Raw genomic sequence first — 23,439 nt, forward strand, 5'->3', positions numbered from 1 at the left:
GTTCATCCACCGGTGAGGGGAGGTGAACTCACGTGGCGAAGAGCATCAAGAAGGAAGCGTCGATGTCCATCAAGGAGAAGCGCGCCCAGAAGCGCGAGAGGGCTGCCGAGACCGCGGTGAAGTCGCGGAAGCGCTAGCGGCGCTTCCGCCGAGGGCCGGCCGACGGACGACGACGTCCGACGGTCGGCCTTCGTCGTCCCACCGGTCCGGGGACGCCTGCTCGGTCAGGCAGGGCGCTCGGGCTGGTCCGGGTGCGTGCCGGGGGCGGGCGCCGACCCGGGGCCCGCGTCGGGTGCCGGCGCGTCGGTCGGCTGGTCCGACGTCGGGCGCATGGCGCCGTAGCGCGGCTCGCCGGTCGGCGTCGTCCAGCGCGGGTCGGGCGTGCGGGCCGGGGGCGCGGCCGGAGGGGCCGCGGCGGGGACGCCCGCCGAGGGCTCCGGGGCCGGGGCGGGCGGCGCGGCGGGGGGCGTGGTGCCGGGGGTGCCCCAGCCGGGGTTGGCCGGCGCGGCGGGCGCGCGGACGCCGCCCGCGCCCTCGGGCATGCGGCCCAGGAGCTGGCGTGCCTCGCCCGCGCGCTCGGGCGCGCAGAGGATGCCGTAGGACGAGGCGACGATCTGGCTCTGCGACGTGAAGTCGCGCTTGCCCTGCGTCAGCGCGTACGACAGCACCGAGAAGAGCAGGCCGAACCCGGCGCCGATCCCGACGGCGGTGAGCACGAACCCGCCCTGGCCGGAGAACATGAAGAGCAGCAGGCCGACGAAGAGGCCGAACCACGCGCCGGACGCGGCGCCCGCGATCGCGACGCGACCGTAGGTGAGGCGGCCCGTCACGCGCTCGACCATCTTGAGGTCGGTGCCGACGATCGTCACGAGCTCGACCGCGAACTTGTTGTCCGAGAGGAAGTCGACCGCCTTCTGCGCCTCGAGGTAGGTCGCGTACGACGCCACCTCCTCGCCGCGCGGCGGGGTGGGGACACGGGGGACGGCACCCGGGCGTGACATGCTCATTCGCCCAGTCTGTCCTACCCGGGCGGAGCGCGCGAGGGCCGCTCCCCGCCCCGACCGGCCGACGACGGCGGGGAGGCGGCCGGGAGACGGCTCGGGACGCCCACCACCTGCCGGGACGGAGCGCGGCGACGGGGGCGCGTGCGTAGGCTGGCGGCGTGAGTGCAGCCACCACCGTCTTCGTCGCGCGCCTGGCCGGGACCAGCGTGTTCGACCCCATCGGCGACCAGGTCGGGCGGGTGCGGGACGTCGTCGTGCTCATCCGGCCCAAGGGAGCCCCGCGCGCGGTGGGCCTGGTCGTCGAGGTGCCCGGCCGGCGTCGGGTCTTCCTGCCTCTGACCCGCGTGACGAGCATCGACGCGGGGCAGGTCATCTCCACCGGGCTGGTCAACATGCGCCGGTTCGAGCAGCGCGCGATGGAGACGCTCGCCGTGAGCGAGCTCCTGGAGCGCACGGTGCAGTTCGTCGACGGGTCGGGCTCGGCGACCGTCGAGGACCTCGCGATCGAGCGCCAGCGCACCGGCGACTGGCTCGTCACCAAGCTGTACGTGCGCCGGCAGGCGCAGCACAAGGGCACGCTCGGGCTGCGCCGGCGGGGCGACGCGCTCGTCGTCGACGTCGACGCCGTGACCGGGCTCGCCGGGAGCACGGAGGCGCAGGGCGCCGCGATGCTCCTCGCCGCGTACGACGACCTCAAGCCCGCCGACCTCGCCGACGTCATCCACGACCTCGGCGACACGCGCCGGCTCGAGGTCGCGGGCGCGCTCGACAACGAGCGGCTCGCCGACGTCCTGGAGGAGCTGCCCGAGGACGACCAGGTCGCGATCCTCTCCGGGCTCGACACCGACCGCGCCGCCGACGTCCTGGAGGCGATGCAGCCCGACGACGCGGCCGACCTCCTGCACGAGCTCCCCGAGGCCCAGGCCGCCCAGCTCCTCGAGCTCATGGAGCCCGACGAGGCGCGCGACGTGCGCCGCCTCCTCTCCTACGCGGAGGACACCGCGGGCGGCCTCATGACGTCCGACCCGGTCGTGCTCGGCCCGGAGACCACCATCGCGACCGCGCTCGCGCAGATCCGCCGCAAGGACCTCGCGCCCGCGCTCGCGTCGATGGTGTTCGTCGCGCGCCCGCCGCTCGAGACGCCCACGGGCCGGTTCCTCGGCGTCGCGCACTTCCAGCGCCTGCTGCGCGAGCCCCCGCACGCGGCCGTCGGCTCGGTGCTCGACTCCGACGTCGAGGGCGTGACGCCCGACGCGCCGCTCGGGCGCGTGACCCGCATCCTCGCGACCTACGACCTGCTGTGCGTGCCCGTGCTCGACGCGGAGAAACGCCTGCTCGGCGCGATCAGCGTGGACGACGTGCTCGACCACATGCTGCCCGACGACTGGCGCGAGACCGACGACGAGGACACCGAGGCCGCGCGCCGTGCCGTCGCGAGCGGGCGCGCGCGCACCGCCGCGCCCGGACGGCCGGGCACCGCGGGGGTGGCCCGTGGCTGACCGCCTCGACACGCCGAAGACCGCGCGCCGCAGCTTCTTCCCGCGCGTCAAGGTCGACCAGGACGCCGTCGGCCGCTCGACGGAGGGCATCGCACGCTTCCTCGGCACGCCGCGGTTCCTCGTCTACCTCACCGTGTTCTGCGCGCTGTGGATCGCGTGGAACTCGTGGGGCCCGGAGGGGTTGCGGTTCGACTCCGCCGAGTTCGGGTTCACCGCGCTCACGCTCATGCTCTCGCTCCAGGCGTCGTACGCCGCGCCGCTCATCCTGCTCGCCCAGAACCGTCAGGACGACCGCGACCGCGTCACCGCGGAGCAGGACCGTCAGCGCGCGGAGCGCAACCTCGCGGACACCGAGTACCTCGCGCGCGAGATGGCCGCGCTGCGCATCGCGCTGAGCGAGGTCGCCACGCGCGACTTCGTGCGGTCCGAGATCCGCAACCTGCTCGAGGAGCTGGAGGAGAAGACGGCCCGTCAGCCCGACGACGAGGTCGCCGACCGCTGACCCTGGGGCCCTACTGCGTGCCCTCCGCCGCGACCCGGCGCAGGCGCGCGGCGAGGGCGGGGTCGCCCGTGACGACGAGCCCGTCCGCCGGGCCGCGGCCCCAGAGCCACAGGTCGAGCGCCCAGGCCGGGCCGGACACCTGCGTGGTCGTCGAGCCGGGCAGGTCGACGAGCTGGGCGACGTCGAGGTCGTACGCCGTCCCCGACTCCGGACCGGTCCCCGTGAAGCGGCCGAACGCGAGCTCCCAGCTCCGCGGCCGCTCCCCCGGCCCGTCGACGACGACGGAGACCGTCGCGCCGTCGGGCGTGAAGACGCCCCACCCGGGCACCCCGTCCACCATGACGGACAGCACCTCGTCGACGCCGTCCGCCGCGACGCCCGGGTCGGCGGGCGTGACCTGACGCCCGGCCGTGAGCTCCGCGTCGGCGCGGTGGACGAGCGCCTCGTGCGCCTGGCGTCGCAGCACCCAGCCGACGTGCCGGCCGTCGTCGTGCCACGACCAGCACGGCTCGTCGGGGTCGCGACCGGTGAGCGCCGCGACGAGCCGGCTCGTCGAGCGCTGGAGCAGCGCGGGCAGCTCGGCGTCGGACGCCGGCCGCGCGAGCGGCTCGACCTCGTCGCCGTCCATCCCCTCCCCGGGAGCCGGGCCGACGACGCGCGCCCAGAAGTCCTGCACCTCGGCGAGGTGGTAGAGCAGGTCGGCGCCCGTCCACTCGGGGCACGCGGGCACGCGCGCGTCGGGCGGGGCGCTGCGCACGGCGTCGCCGAACAGCTCGCTGTCCCGCGCGAGGGAGGCCAGGGCGTCCATCCGTGCACGGTAGCGCCGTTCCGCGGCGCTCGTCGTGCGACGGGGCTCACGTCCGGTCCGGGACCTCCGACCCGGCCGACCGGGCTCCGGCCGCGCCTACGATGGGGGCATGCCCGACCCCGCCGCAGACCCGCTCGAGCACGCCGTCCGGCAGGCCCTCACCACGGTCCTGGACCCCGAGATCCGCCGCCCCGTCACGGACCTCGGCATGATCCGCTCGGTCGCCGTCGAGCCCGGCGCGCCGGGCGCCGTCGTGACGGTGGGGGTCGACCTCACGGTCGCCACGTGCCCGATGCGCGACACGCTCGCGCGCGACGTCGACGCCGCGGTGCGCGCGGTCGAGGGCGTGGCGGACGTCCGGGTCGACCTCGGCGTCATGACCGCGGAGCAGCGCGCCGAGCTGCGCACGATGCTGCGCGGCGGCGTGGGCGAGCCCGAGATCCCCTTCGCCAAGCCCGGGTCGCTGACGAAGGTGTACGCGATCGCGTCGGGCAAGGGCGGGGTGGGCAAGTCGTCGGTCACGGCGAACCTCGCGGTCGCGCTCGCCGCGCAGGGCCTCGAGGTCGGCGTCGTCGACGCGGACATCTACGGGTTCTCGATCCCGCGCATGCTGGGCGTCGACCGGCAGCCCACGCGCGTCGACAACATGCTCCTGCCGCCGATCGCGCACGGCGTGAAGGTCGTCTCGATCGGCATGTTCGTGCCCCCGGGCCAGCCCGTCGTGTGGCGCGGACCGATGCTGCACCGCGCGCTCCAGCAGTTCCTCGCGGACGTGTTCTGGGGCGACCTCGACGTGCTGCTCCTCGACCTCCCGCCCGGCACGGGCGACATCGCGATCTCGGTCGCGCAGCTCCTGCCCGGCAGCGAGATCGTCGTCGTCACGACGCCGCAGGTCGCCGCCGCGGAGGTCGCCGAGCGGGCCGGGTCGGTCGCGACGCAGACCCAGCAGGGCGTCGTCGGCGTGGTCGAGAACATGTCGTGGCTCGAGCAGCCCGACGGGTCGCGCCTCGAGGTGTTCGGCGCGGGCGGCGGCGAGCGCGTCGCGGCGAACCTGTCGCGCGCCACGGGGACCTCCGTCCCCCTCCTCGGCCAGGTGCCGCTCGACGTGTCGCTGCGCGAGGCGGGCGACGGCGGCACCCCGGTCGTGCTCTCCGACCCGGGCTCCCCCGCCGCCGCCGCGCTGCGCGACGTCGCCGCGGGTCTCGCGCGCCGGCCCCGCGGGCTCGCGGGGCGGTCGCTCGGGGTCACGGTCGTCTGACGCGACGGCCTCCGGACGTCGGCCGGTCTTTCACCGTCCTTTTCCTGTCTTTTCCGCGCGCCACGGTATAGTCTCGCCCGCATCTCGTCCGGGGGACGGCCGTCGGGCCGGTGAGGGGGATCGTGTCGTGGCAACGCCGCCGCTCCGCCCTGCCCTCGTCTCGCTCGCGATCCCTCTGACCTGCGACGCCGCTCCGGCCGCCCGGGCAGAGCGCTGCTGTCCGCCGGGCGCGCACGCCCGTCCCACGTGGTCACGTCGACCTGACCGGTCGGTGACCCGCCGGTGACGAAGCCGCGACAGAACTCCTCCCCAGGGATGACGACGCCGTCCGTGTCGCCGCCCTAGCCTCGGGCCGGGCCGTCGTCGGCCCCGCCAGCAGCGCCCGCTCGCCGTCCCGCCACCGTCGTCCCAGGAGCCCGCACGTGGGTATCACCCGCCGGATCGTCTTCCCCGCCCTCCGCATCGTCATCTGGGCGGCGATCGCCGCCCTTCTCGCCGTGATCGCGTTCCGCTCGGCACCCGAGCCCGCGACCGACCCCGCGTTCCCCACGGCCGAGCTCGTGGAACCCCGCGTGGCCGTCTCCACGGGAGACGTCACCAACACCGTGAAGCTGACCGGGCAGGTCGTCGCCGACCCGGCCGCTCCGCAGAAGGTGACGCAGCGCGGGGTGGTCACGGCGGTGCTCGCCAAGCCCGGCGACGTGGTCGAGGCAGGCGCGCCCCTCCTCGAGGTGACCCTCGAGGAGCCCCGCGAGCCCCTCACCGAGACCGACCCGGAGACGGGCGAGGTCACGGTCACCGAGCGCCGACCGAAGGTCACGCGGGAGACCGTCGAGGCCACCATCGGCGGGACGGTCGCCACGTTCACCGCGCTCAAGGACCAGGATGTGGCGGTCGGCGAGGACTTCGCGACCGTCTCGCCCGGCACGCTCTCGGTCACGGCCAGCATGGTCGCCGAGCAGCAGTTCCGGCTCCTCCAGATCCCCGGCGAGGCGACCGTCACGGTCACCGGCGGCCCCGCGCCGTTCGTGTGCACGAACCTCCGCATGGGCGCCGCCGCCGCCCCCGAGAACGCGCCCGAGGAGGGCGCACCCGACCCGGCGGGCGGTGCGTCGTCCGCGAGCGTGACGTGCGCCGTCCCGGGCGACGTCACCGTCTTCGCCGGGCTCGCCGCCGAGCTCGAGATCACCGCCGGCTCCGTCGAGGGCGCCCTCGTGGTGCCCGTGACGGCGGTCCTCGGACGCGTCGAGCAGGGCAAGGTGTGGGTCGTCGACGCGGAAGGCGAGCCCGAGGAGCGCGCCGTGACGCTCGGTCTCACCGACGGCTCGGTCGTCCAGGTGACCGAGGGCCTCGCCGAGGGCGACGAGGTCCTCGAGTTCGTGCCGGGCCAGGACGTCATGCCGGTCATGGACGACATGATGGTCATGGACGACAGCGAGGCCTCGTACTGATGAGCCTCCTGGAGCTCAGCGGGGTCACCCGCTCGGTGCTGCTCCCCGACGACCGCGAGCTCGAGATCCTGCGCGGCATCGACCTCACGGTCGGCGCGGGCGAGCACGTCTCGATCGTGGGCCGCTCGGGGACGGGCAAGTCGACCCTGCTCAACATCCTCGGCCTGCTCGACAGCCCGACGAGCGGGGACTACCTGCTCGACGGCGTCCCGATCGGCCGGCTCTCCGGCCGCGCCCGGGCGCGACGCCGCGGCACGGACTTCGGGTTCGTCTTCCAGCAGTTCAACCTGCTGCAGGGCCGTACCGCGCTCGAGAACGTCGTCGCCCCGCTGCTGTACGCGCGCGGACGGCAGTTCTGGCAGCGGCGCACGCTGGCCGCCCAGATGCTCGAGCGGGTCGGCCTCGGCGACCGGCTCGACACGACCCCGGAGAAGCTCTCGGGCGGCGAGCAGCAGCGCGTCGCGATCGCCCGCGCCCTGGTGCGCGTCCCGCGCGTCATCCTCGCGGACGAGCCCACGGGGGCGCTCGACGTCGACACGGGCAGCGAGGTCATGGACCTGCTCGACACCATCGCCGGCGAGAACGGGTCCGCGCTCATCGCGATCACGCACGACCTCGCCGTCGCGTCGCGCGCCGCCCGCCAGTTCCGCCTCGCCGACGGCGTGCTCACCCCGATCTCCATCAGCGCGCGCAGCGCCGGTTCCCTCGGGGCGCTCGGCGCCCCAGGCACCGACCACGATCCCGGGACCGACCCCGGGACGAGCCACGACCACCAGGCCGAGCACGTGGCCCGGCCGCTCGTCGGGGTCGCTCACGCACTCTCCGCTCGCGCGTCCGCCGCCACCGCGGCCGGGACCCCGGACACCGCACGCGACGCGGGGGCCACGGCATGACCGGCGTCGTCGGCGCCCTCCTCGAGGCCTGGGACGAGCTGCGCGTCCACAAGGTCCGGGTGCTGCTCGCGCTCGTCGGCGTCGCCGTCGCGGTCTGCGCGATCACCGCGATCTCGGCGGCCGGGGAGATGCTGCGCCAGGTCTCCGCCGAGCAGAACGAACGCTGGGGCGGTCGCGCCGCGACGCTCCAGGTCTCGGCATGGCCCACGGGCGAGGGCGGGAGCGTCATGCCCACGTCGGAGGAGTACGAGCAGGTGTTCGACGAGATCGTCGACCGCTATGGCATCGGCTACTCCTCGATGCTGCGCGACGCGCCCGCACCGGTGCGGTTCCCCGACGGCACGCGCGAGATCACCACGACCGGGGTGGAGCCCGACTGGGCCACGATGCACCGCTTCCAGGTGACGTCGGGTCGCTGGTTCACCGAGGCGGACGCGGACCGCCTCGCGCCGGCGCTCGTCGTCAACCAGGCGTTCCTCGACGCGCTCGGCGGGACGACCGTGGCCGAGCACCCGACGGTGACGATCGGCGGGGACAACCCGGTCGTCGCGACCGTCGTCGGGGCCTTCCCCGACGACTGGCCCGACATGGACCCGGTCGCGTACGCGCTGGTCGACGCCCAGTCGACGTGGGTCACGCCCGAGTCGATGGAGATGATGGGGCCGCCCCGGCTCGAGCTGTGGGTGCCCGACGACCTGTCGGACGCGCTCGTCGAGACGGTGCGCCGCGACGTGGCGGGCGCGCTCCAGGGCGTCCAGGCCGACGTCTACCGGTCCGACTCGCCGTCGGCGTCGGTCGTCGACGGCGCGATCCGGTGGGTCGTGCTCGGCGTGAGCGCGATCGCGCTGCTGCTCGGCGGGCTCGGCCTCGTGAACATCGCGCTCGTCACGGTGCGGTACCGGATCCGCGAGATCGGGATCCGCCGCAGCTTCGGCGCGAGCTCCGGGCGCGTCTTCTTCTCCGTGATGATGGAGAGCGTCGTCGCGACGACCGTCGCGGGCGTGCTGGGCGTGACGGTCGCGATCGTCGTGCTGCACAACGTCCCGCTCGACGTGCTCATGGGTTCGGCCGTCCAGGACGCGCCCGGCTTCCCGTTCTCCGCCGCGGTGACCGGGATGCTCGCGGCCATCGGGATCGGGGCGCTGGCGGGGCTCCTTCCCGCGCTCGTCGCGGTGCGCGTCAAGGTGATCGACGCGATCCGCTACTGACCCGCTCGGCCCGGCCTCGTCGCCGGGCCGAGCGATGTTCGGTCGTGTTTGATCATGTTGGATTTCTCGACGATGTGGACAATACTGTCCGCATGCTCGCCTCACAGCGCCAGGAGCGCATCCTCGCCGAGATCCGGGACCACGGCGCGGTCCGCATCGGTGACCTGACCCGGGAGCTCGGGGTGTCGGACATGACGATCCGCCGCGACCTGGTGGAGCTCGCCGACCAGGGCCTGGTCCGCAAGGTGCACGGCGGCGCCGTCGCGCCGCACACGACCGCGCACGAGCCGGGGTTCGCCGCGAAGAGCTCGCGCGAGGCCGCGGAGAAGGAGGCCATCGCGACGGCCGCCGCCCGCCTCATCACCGCGAACGCGTCGGTCGCGCTGAGCGCCGGCACGACGACCCACCTGCTCGCCGCCCGCATCGCCGCGGACCCCGCGCTGCGCCCCCTGACGGTCGTGACGAACTCCCTCCCGGTCGCCGAGATCCTGCACCGGGCCAACGACCCGCGCCTGGAGACGATCCTCACCGGTGGCAGCCGCACGCCGTCGGACGCGCTCGTCGGCCCGCTCGCCGAGGCCGCGCTGTCGGGGCTGCGCGTCGACCTCGCGTTCGTCGGGGCGCACGGCGTCGACCCGGAGATCGGGCTCACGACGCCGAACCTCGACGAGGCCGCGACGAACCGCGCGCTCATCGAGTCCGCCGGGCGCACCGTCGTCCTCGCGGACCACACGAAGTGGCACACGACGGGCCTGCGCGTCTTCGCGACGTTCGCCGACGTGGACGTCCTCGTCACCGACGCCGGGCTCGCCGAGGACGAGCGCGCGCGCGTCCAGGACCTCGTCGAGCAGCTCGTCGTCGCCTGACCGGCGACCGCCGCGCCGGCTCCCCGCCTCCCCCACCGCACCGCGATCGGAACACCGCACGCATGAACCCGCACCTGCGCCGCACCTCGACCCGGCTCGCCGACGGCCGCGAGCTCGTCTACTTCGACGACTCCCCCGCGTACGTCTCGGGCGAGCGCACGCGACGGCTCGACGACCCGCGCCCGCTGCCCGACCGCTTCGCCCCGGTGCCGGGCCCCGACGGGACCCCGCACCCGTACGTGGGCCCGGAGATGCGCCGGGACCCGCTCACCGGCGACTGGGTCCCGCTCGCCGCGCACCGGATGAACCGCACGTTCCTGCCCGCCGCGGACTCGTGCCCGCTGTGCCCCGCACGGCCCGGCAGCGCGTACTCGGACGGAGAGGTGCCCGACACGGACTACGACGTGGTCGTCTTCGAGAACCGCTTCCCGTCGCTCCAGCGCGTGCCGGGCGTCCCGGACGCCGTGGTCGAGGACGCGCCGCTCCAGCACCACGCCCCGGCGGCGGGCCGGTGCGAGGTCGTGTGCTTCTCGAGCGACCACCGCACGTCCTTCGGCGCGCTCCCGCCGCAGCGGGTGCGCACGATCATCGACGCGTGGGCGGACCGCACCGCCGCGCTCGGCGCCGAGCCCGGGGTCGAGCAGGTCTTCTGCTTCGAGAACCGCGGCCAGGAGATCGGCGTCACCCTGCACCACCCGCACGGCCAGATCTACGGCTACCCGTACGTGACGCCGCGCACGCGCACGCTGCTCGACCAGGCGCGCGAGCACCACCGCCGCACCGGCCGCAGCCTGCTGCGCGACGTGCTCGAGTCCGAGCTCGCGGACGGCCGCCGCGTGGTCCTCGAGACGGAGCACTGGGTCGCCTACGTGCCCTACGCGGCGCGCTGGCCCGTCGAGGTCCACCTCGCGCCGCGGCGCGACGTGCCCGACCTGCCCGCGCTCACGGACGCCGAGCGCGACGACCTGGCCACCGCCTACCTCGAGCTGCTGCGCCGCCTCGACCGGTTCTTCGAGACCGCCGACGGCGAGCCCATCCCCCTGCCGTACATCGCCGCGTGGCACCAGGCCCCGGCCCGCGAGGGCCGCTCGGTCGCCGACGGCGGCACCGACGACGTCACCCTCGCTCGGCTGCACCTGCAGGTGTTCTCCGTCCTCCGCGCGCCGGGCAAGCTCAAGTACCTCGCGGGCTCGGAGTCCGGCATGGGGGCGTGGATCAGCGACACGACGCCCGAGCGCATCGCCGCACGCCTCCAGGAGCTCGCCCCGACGAGCGCCGCCCGGGGCTGGGTGCCCGCGCTGGCGGACGACGACGGCGCCGCGCGCGCCCGTGCCGTGCTCGCCGAGGCGTTCGGCGCGGACGAGCCCGGCGAGGAGGTCCGCGTGTGGGCCGCGCCCGGGCGCGTCAACCTCATCGGGGAGCACACCGACTACAACGCGGGCCTGTGCCTGCCGGTCGCGCTGCCCCACCGCACCTACGTGGCGCTGCGGCCGCGCACCGACTCGCTCGTCCGCCTCGCGTCCGCGCAGGCGCCCGGCGAGACGTGGACGGCCCGCCTCGAGGACGTCGGCCCGGGCGAGGTCGCGGGCTGGGGCTCGTACGTCGCGGGCGTCGCGTGGGCGCTGCGCGAGCACCTCGTCGCCCAGGGCGCGGACCCCGCCGCCGTCCCCGGGTTCGACGCGGCCGTCGACTCGAGCGTCCCGTTCGGCGCCGGGCTCTCGTCGTCCGCGGCCCTCGAGTGCGCGGTCGCCGTCGCGCTCGACGACGTCGCCGGGCTCGGCCTCGCGGCGACCGACGCGGGCCGCGCCGTCCTCGCCACCGCGAGCGTCCGCGCCGAGAACGAGATCGCGGGCGCACCCACGGGCGGCATGGACCAGTCGGCGGCGCTGCGCGCGCAGGCCGGTCACGCGCTCCTCCTCGACTGCCGCCCCGGGCTCGACCCGGTCGAGTCCGCCACGCAGGTGCCGTTCGACCTCGACACCGCGGGCCTCGCCCTGCTCGTCGTGGACACCCGTGCGGAGCACCAGCTCGTCGACGGCCAGTACGCGCAGCGCCGCGCCACGTGCGAGGACGCCGCCCGCACGCTCGGGATCGGCTCGCTGCGCGAGCTCGCCGACGCGGTGGACGCGAGCGACGACCCGGCGGCCGCGCTCGCCCGCGCGCTCGACGCGCTGCCCGACGACGTCGCGCGCCGCCGCGTGCGCCACGTCGTCACCGAGATCGGCCGCGTCCGCGCGCTCGTGGCGCTCCTGCGCGAGGGCCGGCCGGACGCCGTCGGGCCGCTGATGAACGCGTCGCACGCGTCGCTGCGCGACGACTACGAGGTCTCGAGCGTCGAGCTCGACGTCGCGGTCGACGCGGCGCGCGTCGCGGGCGCCCTCGGTGCGCGGATGACCGGCGGCGGGTTCGGCGGCTCCGCCATCGCGCTCGTGCGCGCGGACCAGGTCGAGACCGTCGCCGACGCCGTGCGCGCCGCGTTCGAGCGCGAAGGGCTCGGCGCCCCGGGCTTCCTGCTCGCGACGCCGTCCGCGCCCGCCGAGCGCGTCGCCTGACCGTTCCCGCTCAGACGTCGTAGGTGACGACGAGGGGCGCGTGGTCGCTCCAGCGCTCCTCGTGCGACGGCGCGCGGTCGACCTCGACCTTGACCGCGCGCTCCGCGAGCGACGGCGTCGCGAGCTGGTAGTCGATGCGCCAGCCCGAGTCGTTGTCGAACGCGCGCCCGCGCCAGGACCACCAGGTGAACGGGCCCGGGCCCTCGCCGCCGTGGACGCGGCCCAGGTCCACGAGCCCGACCTGGTCCAGCCACACGTCGACGTAGGCGCGCTCCTCGGGGAGGAACCCCGCGCTCTTGAGGTTGCCCTTCCAGTTCTTGATGTCGACGTTGCGGTGCGCGATGTTGAGGTCGCCCGCCAGGACGACCTTCTCGCCCGTGGCCGCGAGCTCGCGCAGCCGCGCCGTCACCTTCTCCAGGTAGGCGTACTTCGCGACCATCGTCTCCGGCTGGCTCACGGTGCCCGAGTGGATGTACGCCGAGACCACGGTGAGACGGCCGCCGTCGGGCAGCTCCAGGTCGGCCTCGACCCAGCGACCGGTGTCGACCGGCGGCTCGGGCTCGCCGGCCCCGAGGCCGACGCGGACCGCGGACACGGGCAGGCGTGACGCGACCGCGACCCCGGCGCGGCCCTTGATGTCGCACGCCTGGTGGGCGACGTGCCAGCCCTCCAGCAGGTCGTTGACGACCGAGTCGGGGGCGCGCACCTCCTGGAGCAGCAGGACGTCGGGCGTCCGGGACGCGATCCAGGCGTCCATCCCCCGGCGGTAGGCGGCGCGGATTCCGTTGACGTTGGCGGTGGCGAGGGTCAGCACGCGGGCCATCCCATCACACGCCACCGACAACGACGGGCCCCGGCGTCAGGCGGGCGGCGTGGCCTCGCTCACGGGCGCCGCGACGACGCGGGCCGGCCGGAACGCGCTCGCGAGGACCGCCGAGACGGCGGCGAGCACGGCCAGCACCACGAAGCCGACCCGGAGGTGGTGGGCGGTCGCGAAGACGCCGGTGAGGACGCCGCCGAGCACGGCGCCCGCGTAGGTGAAGACGTTGAGCCGCGCGACCGCACGGTCGGTGACCGTCGCCACGACCCCGGCGGCGGGCTCCCCCGCCGCTCCCGCCCGGCCCGACGCGACCGCCTCCCGGGCCCGGTCCCCGACCGCCGAGAACGCGAGCGGGGCGACGACGCCGAGCCCGAGGCCGGTCACGGCGAGGCCCAGCACGGCGACGGGCCACGCCGGGGCGGCCGCCACCGCGACGAACCCCAGGGCGCCGAGCGTGCCGCCCAGCCGCACGACCCGGACCCGGCCGAGGCGCTCGACGAGACCGTCCCCGACGAGCCGCGACACGATGAGCGCCGCCTGGTACGCCGCGTACCCGAGCGGGGCGGCGGCCGCGCTCGCCGCGAGGACGTCGCGCAGGAACGTCGCGCTCCAGCTCGACACCGCGGAGTCGGCGACGGGGAACGCGAGCATCCCTGCACCGAGCAGCGCGATCGTGCCCGCCGCGACCCACGTCACCGGTCCGGGCGCCGCCACGGCGCCCGGACCGGCCGGGGCGTCCCGCACGCCGGCATCCCCGACCACGGCATCCCTGACCTGGGCATCCCTGACCACGGCGTCCGGGGCGACGGCACCCGGGGCCGGGCGACCGCCGTCGGGCAGGCGCAGGGCGAGCCAGGCCGCGCCCACGGCGACGAGCAGCGCCACGAGCGGGAGCGCGAGCGGCTGGCCGAGACCGGCCAGCGCGCCGCCCGAGACCGCGAGCGCGCCGAGCACTCCCCCGGCCGCGTTCGCGGCGTAGAACGACGCGAGCAGGCTGCGGCCGTGCGCGCGCTCGACGTCGATCCCGAGCATGTTCATCGCGGCGTCGACGGCGCCGAGCGCGAGCCCGTAGAGGCCGATCGCCCCGAAGAAGACCGGCCACGACGGCGCGAGGCCGATCCCCGCCACCGCCGCTGCGGCGAGCAGCAGGCCACCGACCACCACGGTCCGTGCGCCGCGCAGCGCCGCCACGACGCCGGACAGCGCGCTGCCCAGACCGGCGAGGACGCACACGCCCAGCACGACGAGCGTCACGACGTCGTCGCCCATGCCGAGCCGGTCCTTGTAGCCGGGGATGCTCGTGAGCACCACCGCGAACCCGAAGCCCTGCACGGCGTACGCCGCCGTCGTCGCGATGCGCTCCGTCACCCGCGCAGACTAGCGCTCGCGCGCCGTCCCGGGAACGCCGCAGGGCGCGGCCGCGGGTGACCCGCGACCGCGCCCTGCGTCGAGCTCAGGCGGAGGCGCGCTCCGCCGCGTCGACGACGTTCGCGAGGAGCATCGCGCGCGTCATCGGGCCGACCCCGCCGGGGTTCGGCGAGATCCAGCCCGCGACCTCGGCGACGTCGGGCGCGGCATCCCCGACGACGCGGCTCTTGCCGGTCTCCGGGTCGACCTCGCGCGAGACGCCGACGTCGATCACGACGGCGCCCGGCTTCACCATGTCGCGCGTGACGATCCCGCGGACCCCCGCGGCCGCGACGACGACGTCGGCGCGGCGCACGAGCGCGGGGAGGTCCGTCGTGCCGGTGTGCGTGAGCGTCACGGTCGCGTTGACCGCGCGCCGCGTGAGCAGCAGGCCGATCGAGCGGCCGACGGTGACGCCGCGCCCCACGACCACGACCTCCTTGCCCGCGAGGGAGATCCCGTGCCGCTCGACGAGCTCGATGATCCCGCGCGGCGTGCACGGGAGCGGCGACGTGACCTCCTCGTTGACGCGCAGCACGAGCCGGCCGAGGTTGGTCGGGTGCAGCCCGTCCGCGTCCTTGGCCGGGTCGATGAGCTCGAGCACCCGGTTGGTGTCGATGCCCCGCGGCAGCGGGAGCTGCACGATGTACCCCGTGCAGGCCGGGTCGTCGTTGAGGCGCCGGACGGCGGCCTCGATCTCCTCCTGCGTCGCGTCGCCCGGGAGGTCCTCCCGGATCGACGCGAGCCCGACCTCCGCGCAGTCGCGGTGCTTGCCCGCGACGTACCACTGCGAGCCCGGGTCGTCGCCGACGAGGAGCGTGCCCAGACCGGGCACGACGCCCTTCCCCGCGAGGACCGCGAGGCGGTCCTTGAGCTCCGCCTTGATCGCGGCGGCGGTGGCCTTGCCGTCGAGGATCCGGGCGGTCACTGCTGGAGGCCCGGGTACAGCGGGAAGTCGGCCGTGAGCTTCTGCACGCGGGCGCGCAGCGCCTCGGCGTCGGTCGCGGCACCCTCGCGCAGCGCGGTCGCGATGATCTCGGCGACCTCCGTGAACTCGGCGTCGCCGAAGCCGCGGGTCGCGAGCGCCGGCGTGCCGATGCGCAGGCCGGACGTGACGCGCGGCGGGCGCGGGTCGAACGGCACGGCGTTGCGGTTCACGGTGATGCCGACCTCGTGCAGGAGGTCCTCGGCCTGCTGGCCGTCGAGCGCCGAGTGGCGCAGGTCGACGAGGACGAGGTGGACGTCGGTGCCGCCCGTGAGGACCGAGACGCCGGCCTCGGCGACGTCGGCCTGGGTCAGGCGGTCCGCGATGATGCTCGCGCCGCGCAGGGTGCGCTCCTGGCGGTCGCGGAAGCCGTCCGTGGCCGCGACCTTGAACGACACGGCCTTGGCCGCGACGACGTGCATGAGCGGGCCGCCCTGCTGGCCCGGGAACACGGCCGAGTCGATCTTCTTGGCGTACTCCTCCTTGCTGAGGATGAAGCCGGAGCGCGGGCCGCCGATCGTCTTGTGGACCGTGGAGGACACGACGTCCGCGTACGGCACCGGGGACGGGTGCAGGCCCGCGGCCACGAGGCCCGCGAAGTGCGCCATGTCCACCCACAGCTTCGCGCCGGCCTCGTCCGCGATCTCGCGGAACGCCGCGAAGTCGAGGTGGCGCGGGTACGCGGACCAGCCGGCGATGATGACGTCGGGACGGGTCTCGAGAGCCTGCTTGCGGACCTCGTCCATCTCGACGCGGTACGACTGCGGGTCCACGCCGTAGGCGGAGACGTCGTAGAGCTTGCCGGAGAAGTTGATCTTCATGCCGTGCGTGAGGTGGCCGCCGTGCGCCAGCTCGAGGCCGAGGATCCGGTCGCCCTTGTTGATGAGCGCGTGCAGGACGGCGGCGTTCGCCTGGGCGCCCGAGTGCGGCTGGACGTTGACGTGCTCCGCGCCGAACAGCGACTTGGCGCGGGCGATCGCGAGGTTCTCCGCGATGTCGACCTGCTCGCAGCCGCCGTAGTAGCGGCGGCCCGGGTAGCCCTCGGCGTACTTGTTGGTGAGCACGGAGCCCTGCGCCTGCAGGACGGCGCGCGGGACGAAGTTCTCGGACGCGATCATCTCGAGGGTGTCGCGCTGGCGCGCGAGCTCCCCGTCGAGGACGGCCGCGATCTCGGGGTCGAGCTCGGCGAGCGGGGTGTCGAGGACGTTGTCGGCTGGCTGGGCGCTCATGGCGTCTCCTCCGCGGGTGTCTGGCAGTTCGTCGTCGGTGGTCACGTTCCCGGCTCGCCGGGTACGCCCCACCAGGGGGTGACCCGGGGCCCAGGCGAACGACCCGTCGTCTGCACAGCGTGCCGCTCCCCGGTGGTGATCCACCCTGCCCGGGCGGAGTTCCACCGGGCGGCGCCAGTCGCGACGCGTCGATCCTAGCGCACGGCCCGTGGGCGGTCCCGGGCTACTCCTGCCCGACGGCGCCCGACTCGTTGCGCGCCTCGGCCTCGCCGAGGATGCGGCGGAGGTAGGTGTAGGTGAGGTCGCCCGCCGCCTTGTCGTACTGCTCCTCGTAGCCGTGCTTGGTGTACATGGCGAGGTTCTGCTTCGAGTCCTTGCCCGTGAACACCCAGATCTCCGTCGTCTGCTCGGGCAGGTACGGCAGCACCTCGAAGAGCATCTGGGTCCCGATGCCGCGGCCCTGCATGTCCGGCGCGACGGCGAGGCGGCCGAGCGTCGCCTTGCTGTCCTCGATCTCCACCCGCACGGAGCCGACCAGGCGCGGGCCGAGCCACGCGCCGATCGTCACGACGTCCTCGCGCGCGAGGTCCTCGCGCAGCTCGTGCAGCGTCTGGGTCAGCGGCGGGATGTTCGGGTCCTGGTAGAGCTGCGCCTCGGTGACGAACGCCGCCCGGCGCAGGGTCAGGAGCTCACCGGCCTCCGCGTCGGTGACGAGGCGGGTCGTGATCTGCGCGTCGTTCATGGGGACATCGTGTCAGACATCGCGCACCAGGACCGGGCACGTCCACCGGTCGTGTCCGCGAGCAGGACGCGGCCCCTGCCGGGCGCGGGCGCGGCTACCCTCTGAGGGGTGTCCACGACAGATCCCCGCGGCGCCGACGTCACCGACGTCACGGCGACCCGCACCGCGCAGTCCCCCACCGGCGAACCCACGCACTGGGTCCTCACGCTCTCGTGCCCGGACGGGCCGGGGATCGTGCACGCCGTGGCCGGGGCCCTCGCGCGGCTGGGCGGCAACATCACCGAGTCGCAGCAGTTCGGCGACCCGCTCTCGGGGCTCTTCTTCATGCGCGTCCAGGTCGAGGCCGCGGCGGAGCGCGCCGAGCTCGAGCGGGCCGTCGAGCAGGTCGCGGCACGGTTCGCCATGACGTGGCGGCTCGACGTGGTCGGGCGGCGCGTGCGCACCCTGCTCATGGTCTCGAAGGCCCCGCACTGCCTCGTCGACCTCCTGTACCGCGAGCGCTCGCAGGGCATGCCGATCGAGGTCGTCGGCGTCGTCGGCAACCACCGCGACCTCGAGGACATCGCGTCGTTCTACGGCAAGCCCTTCCACCACGTGCCCATCACGCGGGACACGAAGGCCGCCGCCGAGGCGCGCCTGCGCGAGCTCGTCGAGAAGCTCGACGTCGAGCTCGTCGTGCTCGCCCGGTACATGCAGATCCTCTCGGACGAGCTGTGCCGCGAGATGCCGGGACGCATCATCAACATCCACCACTCGTTCCTGCCGAGCTTCAAGGGCGCGCGCCCGTACGCCCAGGCGCACGACCGCGGCGTCAAGCTCATCGGCGCGACGTCCCACTACGTGACGGGCGACCTCGACGAGGGCCCGATCATCGAGCAGGACGTCGAGCGCGTCGACCACTCGCGCCGCGTCGAGGACCTCGTGGCGATCGGCGAGGACGTCGAGCGCCAGACGCTCGCGCGCGCCGTCCGCTGGCACGCGGAGCACCGCGTGCTCCTGGACGGGCACCGCACCGTCGTCTTCCGCTGAGCAGCCGCCGGGCGCGCTCCCGGCAGCCCGGGCGCGCACCCGCCGCTCTCCCCGGCACGACGACGGCCCCCGCCACGTCTCGGACGTGACAGGGGCCGTCGTGCGGCGGCGTGCCGGTTCGCCGCCGCCTCCCGGTCGCTCAGCGCGAACGGGTCACTTGGTGAGCTCCTCCAGGGTGGGGTCGCCCGCGTAGACCTCGGCGGCGTTCTCCTGCGTGACGATGACGGGCTCGAGCAGGAAGGCCGGGACGACCTTCACGCCGTTGTCGTACGACTCGGTGTCGTTGATCTCCGGCTCGTCGCCCGCCTGGAGCGCCGTGACCGCGTTGATCGACTCCTCGACGAGCTTGCGCGTGTCCTTGTAGATCGTCGAGTACTGCTCGCCCGCGACGATCGACTTCACGGACTCGACCTCGGAGTCCTGGCCGGTGATGACCGGGGTCTCCTTGCCGGCCTGCTTCGCCGACGTCAGGGCGGCGCGCGCCAGGGTGTCGTTCGGCGACAGGACGCCGTCGATCTCCTTGTCGGAGTAGCTGCCCGAGAGCACCGTGTCCATGCGCTTCTGGGCGTTCTCGGCCTTCCAGCCCTGCGTCGCGACCTGCTCGAACGACGTCTGGCCCGACGGGATGACGAGCGTGCCGTCGTCGATCTTCGGCTGGAGGACGCTCATGGCGCCCTCGAAGAACGGCGTCGAGTTCGCGTCGTCGGGCGAGCCGGCGATGAGCTCGACGTTGTACGGCGCCTCGCCCTTGCGCTCCTCGAGGCCCTGGAGCAGAGCCTGGCCCTGGAGCTCGCCGACCTTGAAGTTGTCGAACGCGATGTACTCGTCCACGGCGTCCGTGTTCTTCACGAGACGGTCGTAGGCGATGACGGTCGCGCCGTTGTCCTTGGCGTTCTTGAGCTGGGTGCCGAGCTGCGACCCGTCGATCGCGCCGACGATGATCACCTTCGCGCCCTGCTCGACCATCGCGTCGATCTGGCTCTGCTGCTCGGAGACGCCGCCGTTGGCGAACTGGACGATCGGCTTGAAGCCGGCCTCCTCGAGACCGTCGTTGAACAGGCTCTCGGCGAGGACCCAGTTCTCCGACGTCTTCTGCGGGAGCGCGACGCCGATCGTCGCGCCCTCCTCGAAGCCGGCCGCCGCGGACTCGCCGCCGCCGGACGTCTCGCCGCCACCGCTGTCGCCCCCGCGCTCGGAGGAGCAGCCGCTGAGCACGAGCGCGCTCGCGGCGGTGAGCGCCAGGAGCGTCGTGGTGAGCTTCTTCATGGGTACCACTTTCTGTCGGGCATCCGTCGTCGGATGCGGTCCGGGGGTCGTGCGGGAAGGTTCGGGAGGGCTCAGCCCTTGGCGGCCGTGGCGCCTGCCTCGACCGGGACCTCGGGCTGCGGGTCGTCGGCGCCGGTGACGGCACCGGTGCCCTTGTCGCGTCGCGACGGGAAGATCAGCCCGATGATCGACGGGCGGCCCTGCACCTTGTTGTAGACGTCGAACGCGACGGCGATGAGGAGCACGAGGCCCTTGATGATCTGGGTGCGGTCCGAGCCGATGCCCATGAGCTGCAGGCCGTTGTTGAGCACGGCCATGACGAGCCCGCCGATGACGGAGCCGACGACCGTGCCGACACCGCCCGAGACGGCGGCGCCGCCGATGAAGACGGCCGCGATCGCGTCGAGCTCCCACATGTTGCCGTCGAAGGGGCCGGACGCGGTCGAGCGGCCGATGAAGATCATGCCCGCGAGCGCCGCGAGGACCGACATGTTCATCATGACGAAGAAGTTCGTGCGCTTGATGTCGACGCCGGACAGCGCCGCGGCGGCCCGGTTGCCGCCGACGGCGTACACGTGGCGGCCGCCGACGGTCCGCTGCGCGACGAACTGGTAGACGATGACGAGCAGGATCAGGATGACCGCGGGCACGGGGATCGAGGTCCCGACGCGGCCCGAGCCGTAGAGGTACGTGAGGTAGGCGATGACGGCGCTGAAGAGGACGACGCGCGTCACGGCGACCGACGTCGGGACCGGGTCGGCGCCGAGCTTGCGGGCGCTGGCCCGGCGGCGGAGCTCCGACCACACGACCGCCGCGATCGCGAGGACGCCGAGCAGGAGCGTCGAGTTGTTGAGGCCGGTGCCCGGTCCCCACTCGGGCAGGTAGCCGCCGCCGATCCACTGGATCTCGGTCGGGACGGGGACGGTGTTGGACTTGCCGATGTACTGGTTGAGGCCGCGGAAGATCATCATCCCGGCGAGGGTCGTGATGAAGCCCGGGATGCCGACGTACGCGACCCAGAAGCCCTGCCACGCGCCGATGACCGCGCCGACGCACAGCCCCAGGAGGATGCCGAGCCACCACGGGATCCCCCAGTCCCGGATCGCGAGGGCGACGATGATGCCGGTCACCGCCGCGACCGACCCGACGGACAGGTCGATGTGGCCCGCGATGATCACGAGCACCATGCCGATCGCGAGGATGAGGATGTAGGAGTTGCCGTTGAGCAGGTTCTGCGCGTTGCTCGGGGTGAGGACGCGCCCCCCGGTCGCGATCTGGAAGAAGATGATCAGGGCGAGGAGCGCGAAGAGCATGCCGAACTGGCGCGCTCCGCCGCTCAGCAGCTGCTTGATGGACGACATCGTCGGTGGTTCCTTCTCGGTCGAGACGGGGTGGCTGGGGGTGGAGGGGCGGCCGGGTCAGGCCGCGTCGGCGGACGCGTCGCTCTGCGTCCCGGTCATGAGCCGCATGAGACCCTCCTGGGTCGCGTCGGCCCGGGACACCTCACCGGTGATGCGCCCCTCGAACACGGTGTAGATGCGGTCGCACAGCCCGAGGAGCTCGGGCAGCTCCGACGAGATGACGACGACGCCGCGGCCCGCGTCCGCGAGCTTCTGGACGAGCCCGTAGATCTCGTACTTGGCGCCGACGTCGATCCCGCGCGTCGGCTCGTCGAGGATGAGGAGCTCCGGCTCGGTGTACATCCACTTGGCGAGCAGCACCTTCTGCTGGTTGCCGCCGGAGAGCTTCGCGACACCCTCGTGCACGCTCGGCGCCTTGATGGAGAACGCCTTGCGGTAGCCCTCCGCCGCGACGAACGCCGCGTCGCGGTCGATGACGCCGGCCTTCGCGATGCGCGGCAGGTTCGCCGACTGGATCGTGCCCAGGATCGTGTCGAGCAGGTTGAGGCCGAGCGACTTGCGGTCCTCGGGGACGTACGCGATCCGGTTCTCGATCGCCGAGAGCACCGTGGGCATGGAGACCTCTCGCCCGTCGATGCGGACGATGCCGGAGAGGTAGCGGCCGTAGGTGCGCCCGAAGATCGAGCGCGCGAGCTCGGTGCGCCCCGCGCCCATGATCCCGGCGAAACCGACGATCTCTCCCCTCCGCACGTGGAAGGTCGAGCCCTTGCACACGAGGCGGCCGGGCACCTCGGGGTGCTCGACGGTCCACCCCTCGACCTCGAAGAAGGTTTCGCCGACCGACGGGGTGTGGTCGGGGAAGCGCGACTCGAGCGAACGGCCGACCATGCCGCGGATGATGCGGTCCTCGTCGACGGCGTCGTCCTTCACGTCGAGCGTCTCGATCGAGCGGCCGTCGCGGATGATCGTGATCGAGTCGGCGATCGCCTCGATCTCGTTGAGCTTGTGCGAGATGATGATGCTCGTCATGCCCTTGGCGCGCAGGCCGCGCAGCAGGTCCAGCAGGTGCTCCGAGTCCTCCTCGTTGAGCGCGGACGTCGGCTCGTCGAGGATGAGCAGCCGCACGTCCTTCGCCAGCGCGCGGGCGATCTCCACGAGCTGCTGCTTGCCGACGCCGATGTTCTTGATCTGCGCGTCCGGCGACTCCTGGAGCCCGACGCGCGCCATGAGCTCCTCCGCCCGGCGCCGCGCCACGCCCCAGTCGATCCCGAACGACCCCTTGACCTCGTTGCCGAGGAAGATGTTCTCGGTGATCGAGAGCTCCGGGATGAGCGCAAGCTCCTGGTGGATGATGACGATGCCTGCCTGCTCGCTCGAGCGGATGTCCTTGAACCGGACCTCGGCGGCCTCGTAGTAGATGTCGCCCGTGTACGTGCCGTGCGGGTACACGCCCGAGAGCACCTTCATGAGCGTCGACTTGCCGGCGCCGTTCTCCCCGCAGATCGCGTGGATCTCCCCTGCGCGGACGCGCAGGTTGACGTCGTCGAGGGCGCGCACGCCCGGGAACTCCTTGGTGATGCCCCGCATCTCGAGGATCACGCGCTCGTCCGTCATCGGACCTCCTCCTGCCGAGGACAGCGCGCGGGGCACCTGTGCCCCGCGGACCCGGACACCCTCAGCGCCGTCCGAGCGGGCCCGACGCTATGCCCGTCGTGTTCTTGGCGTCAACTCCTGAACGCAAGGCCAGGGCGAACTGTGATCGAATAGCGACCTTGGTCCTATGACAGCGCAGACATATGCCCCGGATGTGAGCGCGAACACGCTCGATCTCACCTAAGCGATCAGGACATGAATGCTTGAGAGCGCTTTCAGGCGAGGCGCACGCTGGGCTGCCGACATGCGGGTGCACCGAGGTGGCCGCGGCGGTGCCGGCGGTCCGGGCCTAGCGAGGTGGGAGCGGGCGCTTGAAGCCCTCGTGCGACTGCTCGTAGCCGAGCGACCGGTACAACCGGTGGGCGTCCGTGCGTCGCTTGTCGGACGTGAGCTGGGCGAGCGCGCAGCCTCGCGCGACGCCCCACGCGTGCGCCCACGCCATCATCGCGCGACCGACGCCCTGGCCCCGCAGCCGCCGGTCGACACGGACGGCCTCGACCAGCAGCCGCGTCGCGCCGCCGCGGGAGATCCCGGGGACCACGGTGAGCTGCATGGTGCCCACGACCTCGCCGTCGCGCTCCACGACCACCAGGGCGTTGTTCGGGTCCGCGTCGATCGCGGCGAACGCCGCCTCGTGCTCCGGGCCGACCTCGCCGGTGCGGGCGCGCGCGATCGCGTCGTCGGCGATGAGCTCGACCACCCGGGGCAGGTCGGCGGCGACGGCCGGACGGAAGACGAGACCCGCCGTCGGGCGGACGGCGGGCGAGGGCGAGGTGGTCACGGCTCGCGACGCTAGCACCAGCCCCCCGGGAGACAACGACGCCGACCGGGGTGCGCCGAGGTAGACCCCGGGTAGGCCGAGGGAGAGCCCTGGTGATGACCAGGGCTCTCCCTCGGCGGGTCGTC

20 protein-coding genes, 1 pseudogene and 1 riboswitch are annotated in these 23,439 nt (G+C 73.8%); of the genes and pseudogenes, 10 read left to right on the forward strand and 11 right to left on the reverse strand.

All coding sequences use genetic code 11. The features are described 5' to 3' along the window. Window positions 1–224: 224 nt before the first annotated feature. The gene (locus B8281_RS17005) at window positions 225–1,007 is read right to left on the reverse strand and encodes a general stress protein (protein ID WP_085388345.1); all 783 of its coding nucleotides are present in this window, start codon (window positions 1,005–1,007) and stop codon (window positions 225–227) included. A gap of 155 nt (window positions 1,008–1,162) precedes the next feature. Here B8281_RS17005 and B8281_RS17010 point away from each other — a divergent pair, with 155 nt between their 5' ends. Both B8281_RS17010 and B8281_RS17015 read left to right on the forward strand, forming a co-directional pair. Beyond that, the gene (locus tag B8281_RS17010; RefSeq protein ID WP_085388346.1) at window positions 1,163–2,503 is read left to right on the forward strand and encodes a magnesium transporter MgtE N-terminal domain-containing protein; all 1,341 of its coding nucleotides are present in this window, start codon (window positions 1,163–1,165) and stop codon (window positions 2,501–2,503) included. Continuing rightward, complete coding sequence (locus tag B8281_RS17015) at window positions 2,496–3,005, forward strand: DUF1003 domain-containing protein (RefSeq protein ID WP_085388831.1); 510 nt, start codon at window positions 2,496–2,498, stop codon at window positions 3,003–3,005. Before B8281_RS17010 ends, B8281_RS17015 begins: the two co-directional genes overlap by 8 nt. Before the next feature lie 10 nt (window positions 3,006–3,015). On the opposite strand, the gene B8281_RS17020 is transcribed toward B8281_RS17015, so the two are convergent. Then, window positions 3,016–3,813, reverse strand: coding sequence for a maleylpyruvate isomerase N-terminal domain-containing protein (locus B8281_RS17020; protein ID WP_085388347.1), 798 nt, complete (start codon window positions 3,811–3,813; stop codon window positions 3,016–3,018). Between the two features lie 109 nt (window positions 3,814–3,922). Between B8281_RS17020 and B8281_RS17025 the strand changes: the two genes are divergently transcribed. The 7 genes and pseudogenes from B8281_RS17025 (at window position 3,923) to galK (ending at window position 12,041) form a co-directional block, all read left to right on the forward strand. Then, a complete protein-coding gene (locus B8281_RS17025; protein ID WP_085388348.1) occupies window positions 3,923–5,071 on the forward strand; it encodes an Mrp/NBP35 family ATP-binding protein in 1,149 nt (382 codons plus the stop codon). A gap of 422 nt (window positions 5,072–5,493) precedes the next feature. Further along, window positions 5,494–6,522 (forward strand): efflux RND transporter periplasmic adaptor subunit, encoded by a 1,029-nt coding sequence (locus tag B8281_RS17030; RefSeq protein ID WP_085388349.1) that lies wholly within the window; start codon window positions 5,494–5,496, stop codon window positions 6,520–6,522. Beyond that, window positions 6,522–7,415: an ABC transporter ATP-binding protein gene (locus B8281_RS17035; RefSeq protein ID WP_081599852.1), complete on the forward strand. Its 894-nt coding sequence runs from the start codon at window positions 6,522–6,524 to the stop codon at window positions 7,413–7,415. Before B8281_RS17030 ends, B8281_RS17035 begins: the two co-directional genes overlap by 1 nt. Then, a complete protein-coding gene (locus tag B8281_RS17040; RefSeq protein ID WP_043652762.1) occupies window positions 7,412–8,623 on the forward strand; it encodes an ABC transporter permease in 1,212 nt (403 codons plus the stop codon). The genes B8281_RS17035 and B8281_RS17040 overlap by 4 nt, the downstream gene beginning before the upstream one ends. Window positions 8,624–8,715: 92 nt before the next feature. After that, window positions 8,716–9,489: a DeoR/GlpR family DNA-binding transcription regulator gene (locus B8281_RS17045; RefSeq protein WP_031315539.1), complete on the forward strand. Its 774-nt coding sequence runs from the start codon at window positions 8,716–8,718 to the stop codon at window positions 9,487–9,489. Between the two features lie 62 nt (window positions 9,490–9,551). Further along, window positions 9,552–10,754, forward strand: a pseudogene (galT, locus tag B8281_RS19900) (galactose-1-phosphate uridylyltransferase); the annotation flags it as partial. Between the two features lie 24 nt (window positions 10,755–10,778). Then, on the forward strand, window positions 10,779–12,041 hold the full coding sequence (galK, locus tag B8281_RS19575; RefSeq protein WP_369824978.1) for a galactokinase: 1,263 nt from the start codon (window positions 10,779–10,781) through the stop codon (window positions 12,039–12,041). A 10-nt stretch (window positions 12,042–12,051) separates the two neighbouring features. On the opposite strand, the gene B8281_RS17055 is transcribed toward galK, so the two are convergent. The 5 genes from B8281_RS17055 to B8281_RS17075 form a co-directional block, all read right to left on the reverse strand. Next, window positions 12,052–12,855 (reverse strand): exodeoxyribonuclease III, encoded by an 804-nt coding sequence (locus B8281_RS17055; protein WP_083385320.1) that lies wholly within the window; start codon window positions 12,853–12,855, stop codon window positions 12,052–12,054. A gap of 45 nt (window positions 12,856–12,900) precedes the next feature. Further along, window positions 12,901–14,229, reverse strand: coding sequence for an MFS transporter (locus B8281_RS17060; RefSeq protein WP_085388351.1), 1,329 nt, complete (start codon window positions 14,227–14,229; stop codon window positions 12,901–12,903). Window positions 14,230–14,314: 85 nt separating this feature from the next. Beyond that, window positions 14,315–15,196 (reverse strand): bifunctional methylenetetrahydrofolate dehydrogenase/methenyltetrahydrofolate cyclohydrolase, encoded by an 882-nt coding sequence (locus tag B8281_RS17065; RefSeq protein ID WP_043652770.1) that lies wholly within the window; start codon window positions 15,194–15,196, stop codon window positions 14,315–14,317. Further along, window positions 15,193–16,482, reverse strand: coding sequence for a serine hydroxymethyltransferase (glyA, locus tag B8281_RS17070; protein WP_085388352.1), 1,290 nt, complete (start codon window positions 16,480–16,482; stop codon window positions 15,193–15,195). Before glyA ends, B8281_RS17065 begins: the two co-directional genes overlap by 4 nt. Before the next feature lie 81 nt (window positions 16,483–16,563). Then, window positions 16,564–16,674, reverse strand: a riboswitch (ZMP/ZTP riboswitch). Window positions 16,675–16,705: 31 nt separating this feature from the next. Continuing rightward, window positions 16,706–17,224: a GNAT family N-acetyltransferase gene (locus tag B8281_RS17075; RefSeq protein ID WP_043652776.1), complete on the reverse strand. Its 519-nt coding sequence runs from the start codon at window positions 17,222–17,224 to the stop codon at window positions 16,706–16,708. Between the two features lie 231 nt (window positions 17,225–17,455). Between B8281_RS17075 and purU the strand changes: the two genes are divergently transcribed. Continuing rightward, window positions 17,456–18,253, forward strand: a complete 798-nt coding sequence (gene purU / locus B8281_RS17080; RefSeq protein WP_232322813.1) for a formyltetrahydrofolate deformylase — start codon at window positions 17,456–17,458, stop codon at window positions 18,251–18,253. 153 nt (window positions 18,254–18,406) lie between these two features. Here the strand turns inward: purU and B8281_RS17085 are convergent, their stop codons facing one another. From B8281_RS17085 to B8281_RS17100, 4 genes are all read right to left on the reverse strand, one after another. Then, a complete protein-coding gene (locus B8281_RS17085) occupies window positions 18,407–19,519 on the reverse strand; it encodes a sugar-binding protein (RefSeq protein WP_043652781.1) in 1,113 nt (370 codons plus the stop codon). Window positions 19,520–19,590: 71 nt separating this feature from the next. After that, the gene (gene mmsB, locus B8281_RS17090) at window positions 19,591–20,880 is read right to left on the reverse strand and encodes a multiple monosaccharide ABC transporter permease (protein WP_051027756.1); all 1,290 of its coding nucleotides are present in this window, start codon (window positions 20,878–20,880) and stop codon (window positions 19,591–19,593) included. A 57-nt stretch (window positions 20,881–20,937) separates the two neighbouring features. After that, window positions 20,938–22,494: a multiple monosaccharide ABC transporter ATP-binding protein gene (gene mmsA, locus B8281_RS17095; protein WP_085388354.1), complete on the reverse strand. Its 1,557-nt coding sequence runs from the start codon at window positions 22,492–22,494 to the stop codon at window positions 20,938–20,940. Window positions 22,495–22,822: 328 nt separating this feature from the next. Next, window positions 22,823–23,314 (reverse strand): GNAT family N-acetyltransferase, encoded by a 492-nt coding sequence (locus B8281_RS17100; RefSeq protein ID WP_085388355.1) that lies wholly within the window; start codon window positions 23,312–23,314, stop codon window positions 22,823–22,825. Window positions 23,315–23,439 lie beyond the last annotated feature (125 nt).

The sequence above is a fragment of the Cellulosimicrobium sp. TH-20 genome (assembly GCF_002105775.1).
GTDB lineage: Bacteria > Actinomycetota > Actinomycetes > Actinomycetales > Cellulomonadaceae > Cellulosimicrobium > Cellulosimicrobium funkei.

Coding starts and splice junctions, on each gene's coding strand:
- B8281_RS17005 (WP_085388345.1), bottom strand. CDS start 1,007: ATGAGCATGTCACGCCCGGGTGCCGTCCCCCGTGTCCCCACCCCGCCG.
- B8281_RS17020 (WP_085388347.1), bottom strand. CDS start 3,813: ATGGACGCCCTGGCCTCCCTCGCGCGGGACAGCGAGCTGTTCGGCGAC.
- B8281_RS17025 (WP_085388348.1), top strand. CDS start 3,923: ATGCCCGACCCCGCCGCAGACCCGCTCGAGCACGCCGTCCGGCAGGCC.
- B8281_RS17035 (WP_081599852.1), top strand. CDS start 6,522: ATGAGCCTCCTGGAGCTCAGCGGGGTCACCCGCTCGGTGCTGCTCCCC.
- B8281_RS17040 (WP_043652762.1), top strand. CDS start 7,412: ATGACCGGCGTCGTCGGCGCCCTCCTCGAGGCCTGGGACGAGCTGCGC.
- B8281_RS17045 (WP_031315539.1), top strand. CDS start 8,716: ATGCTCGCCTCACAGCGCCAGGAGCGCATCCTCGCCGAGATCCGGGAC.
- glyA (WP_085388352.1), bottom strand. CDS start 16,482: ATGAGCGCCCAGCCAGCCGACAACGTCCTCGACACCCCGCTCGCCGAG.
- B8281_RS17075 (WP_043652776.1), bottom strand. CDS start 17,224: ATGAACGACGCGCAGATCACGACCCGCCTCGTCACCGACGCGGAGGCC.
- B8281_RS17085 (WP_043652781.1), bottom strand. CDS start 19,519: ATGAAGAAGCTCACCACGACGCTCCTGGCGCTCACCGCCGCGAGCGCG.
- mmsB (WP_051027756.1), bottom strand. CDS start 20,880: ATGTCGTCCATCAAGCAGCTGCTGAGCGGCGGAGCGCGCCAGTTCGGC.
- mmsA (WP_085388354.1), bottom strand. CDS start 22,494: ATGACGGACGAGCGCGTGATCCTCGAGATGCGGGGCATCACCAAGGAG.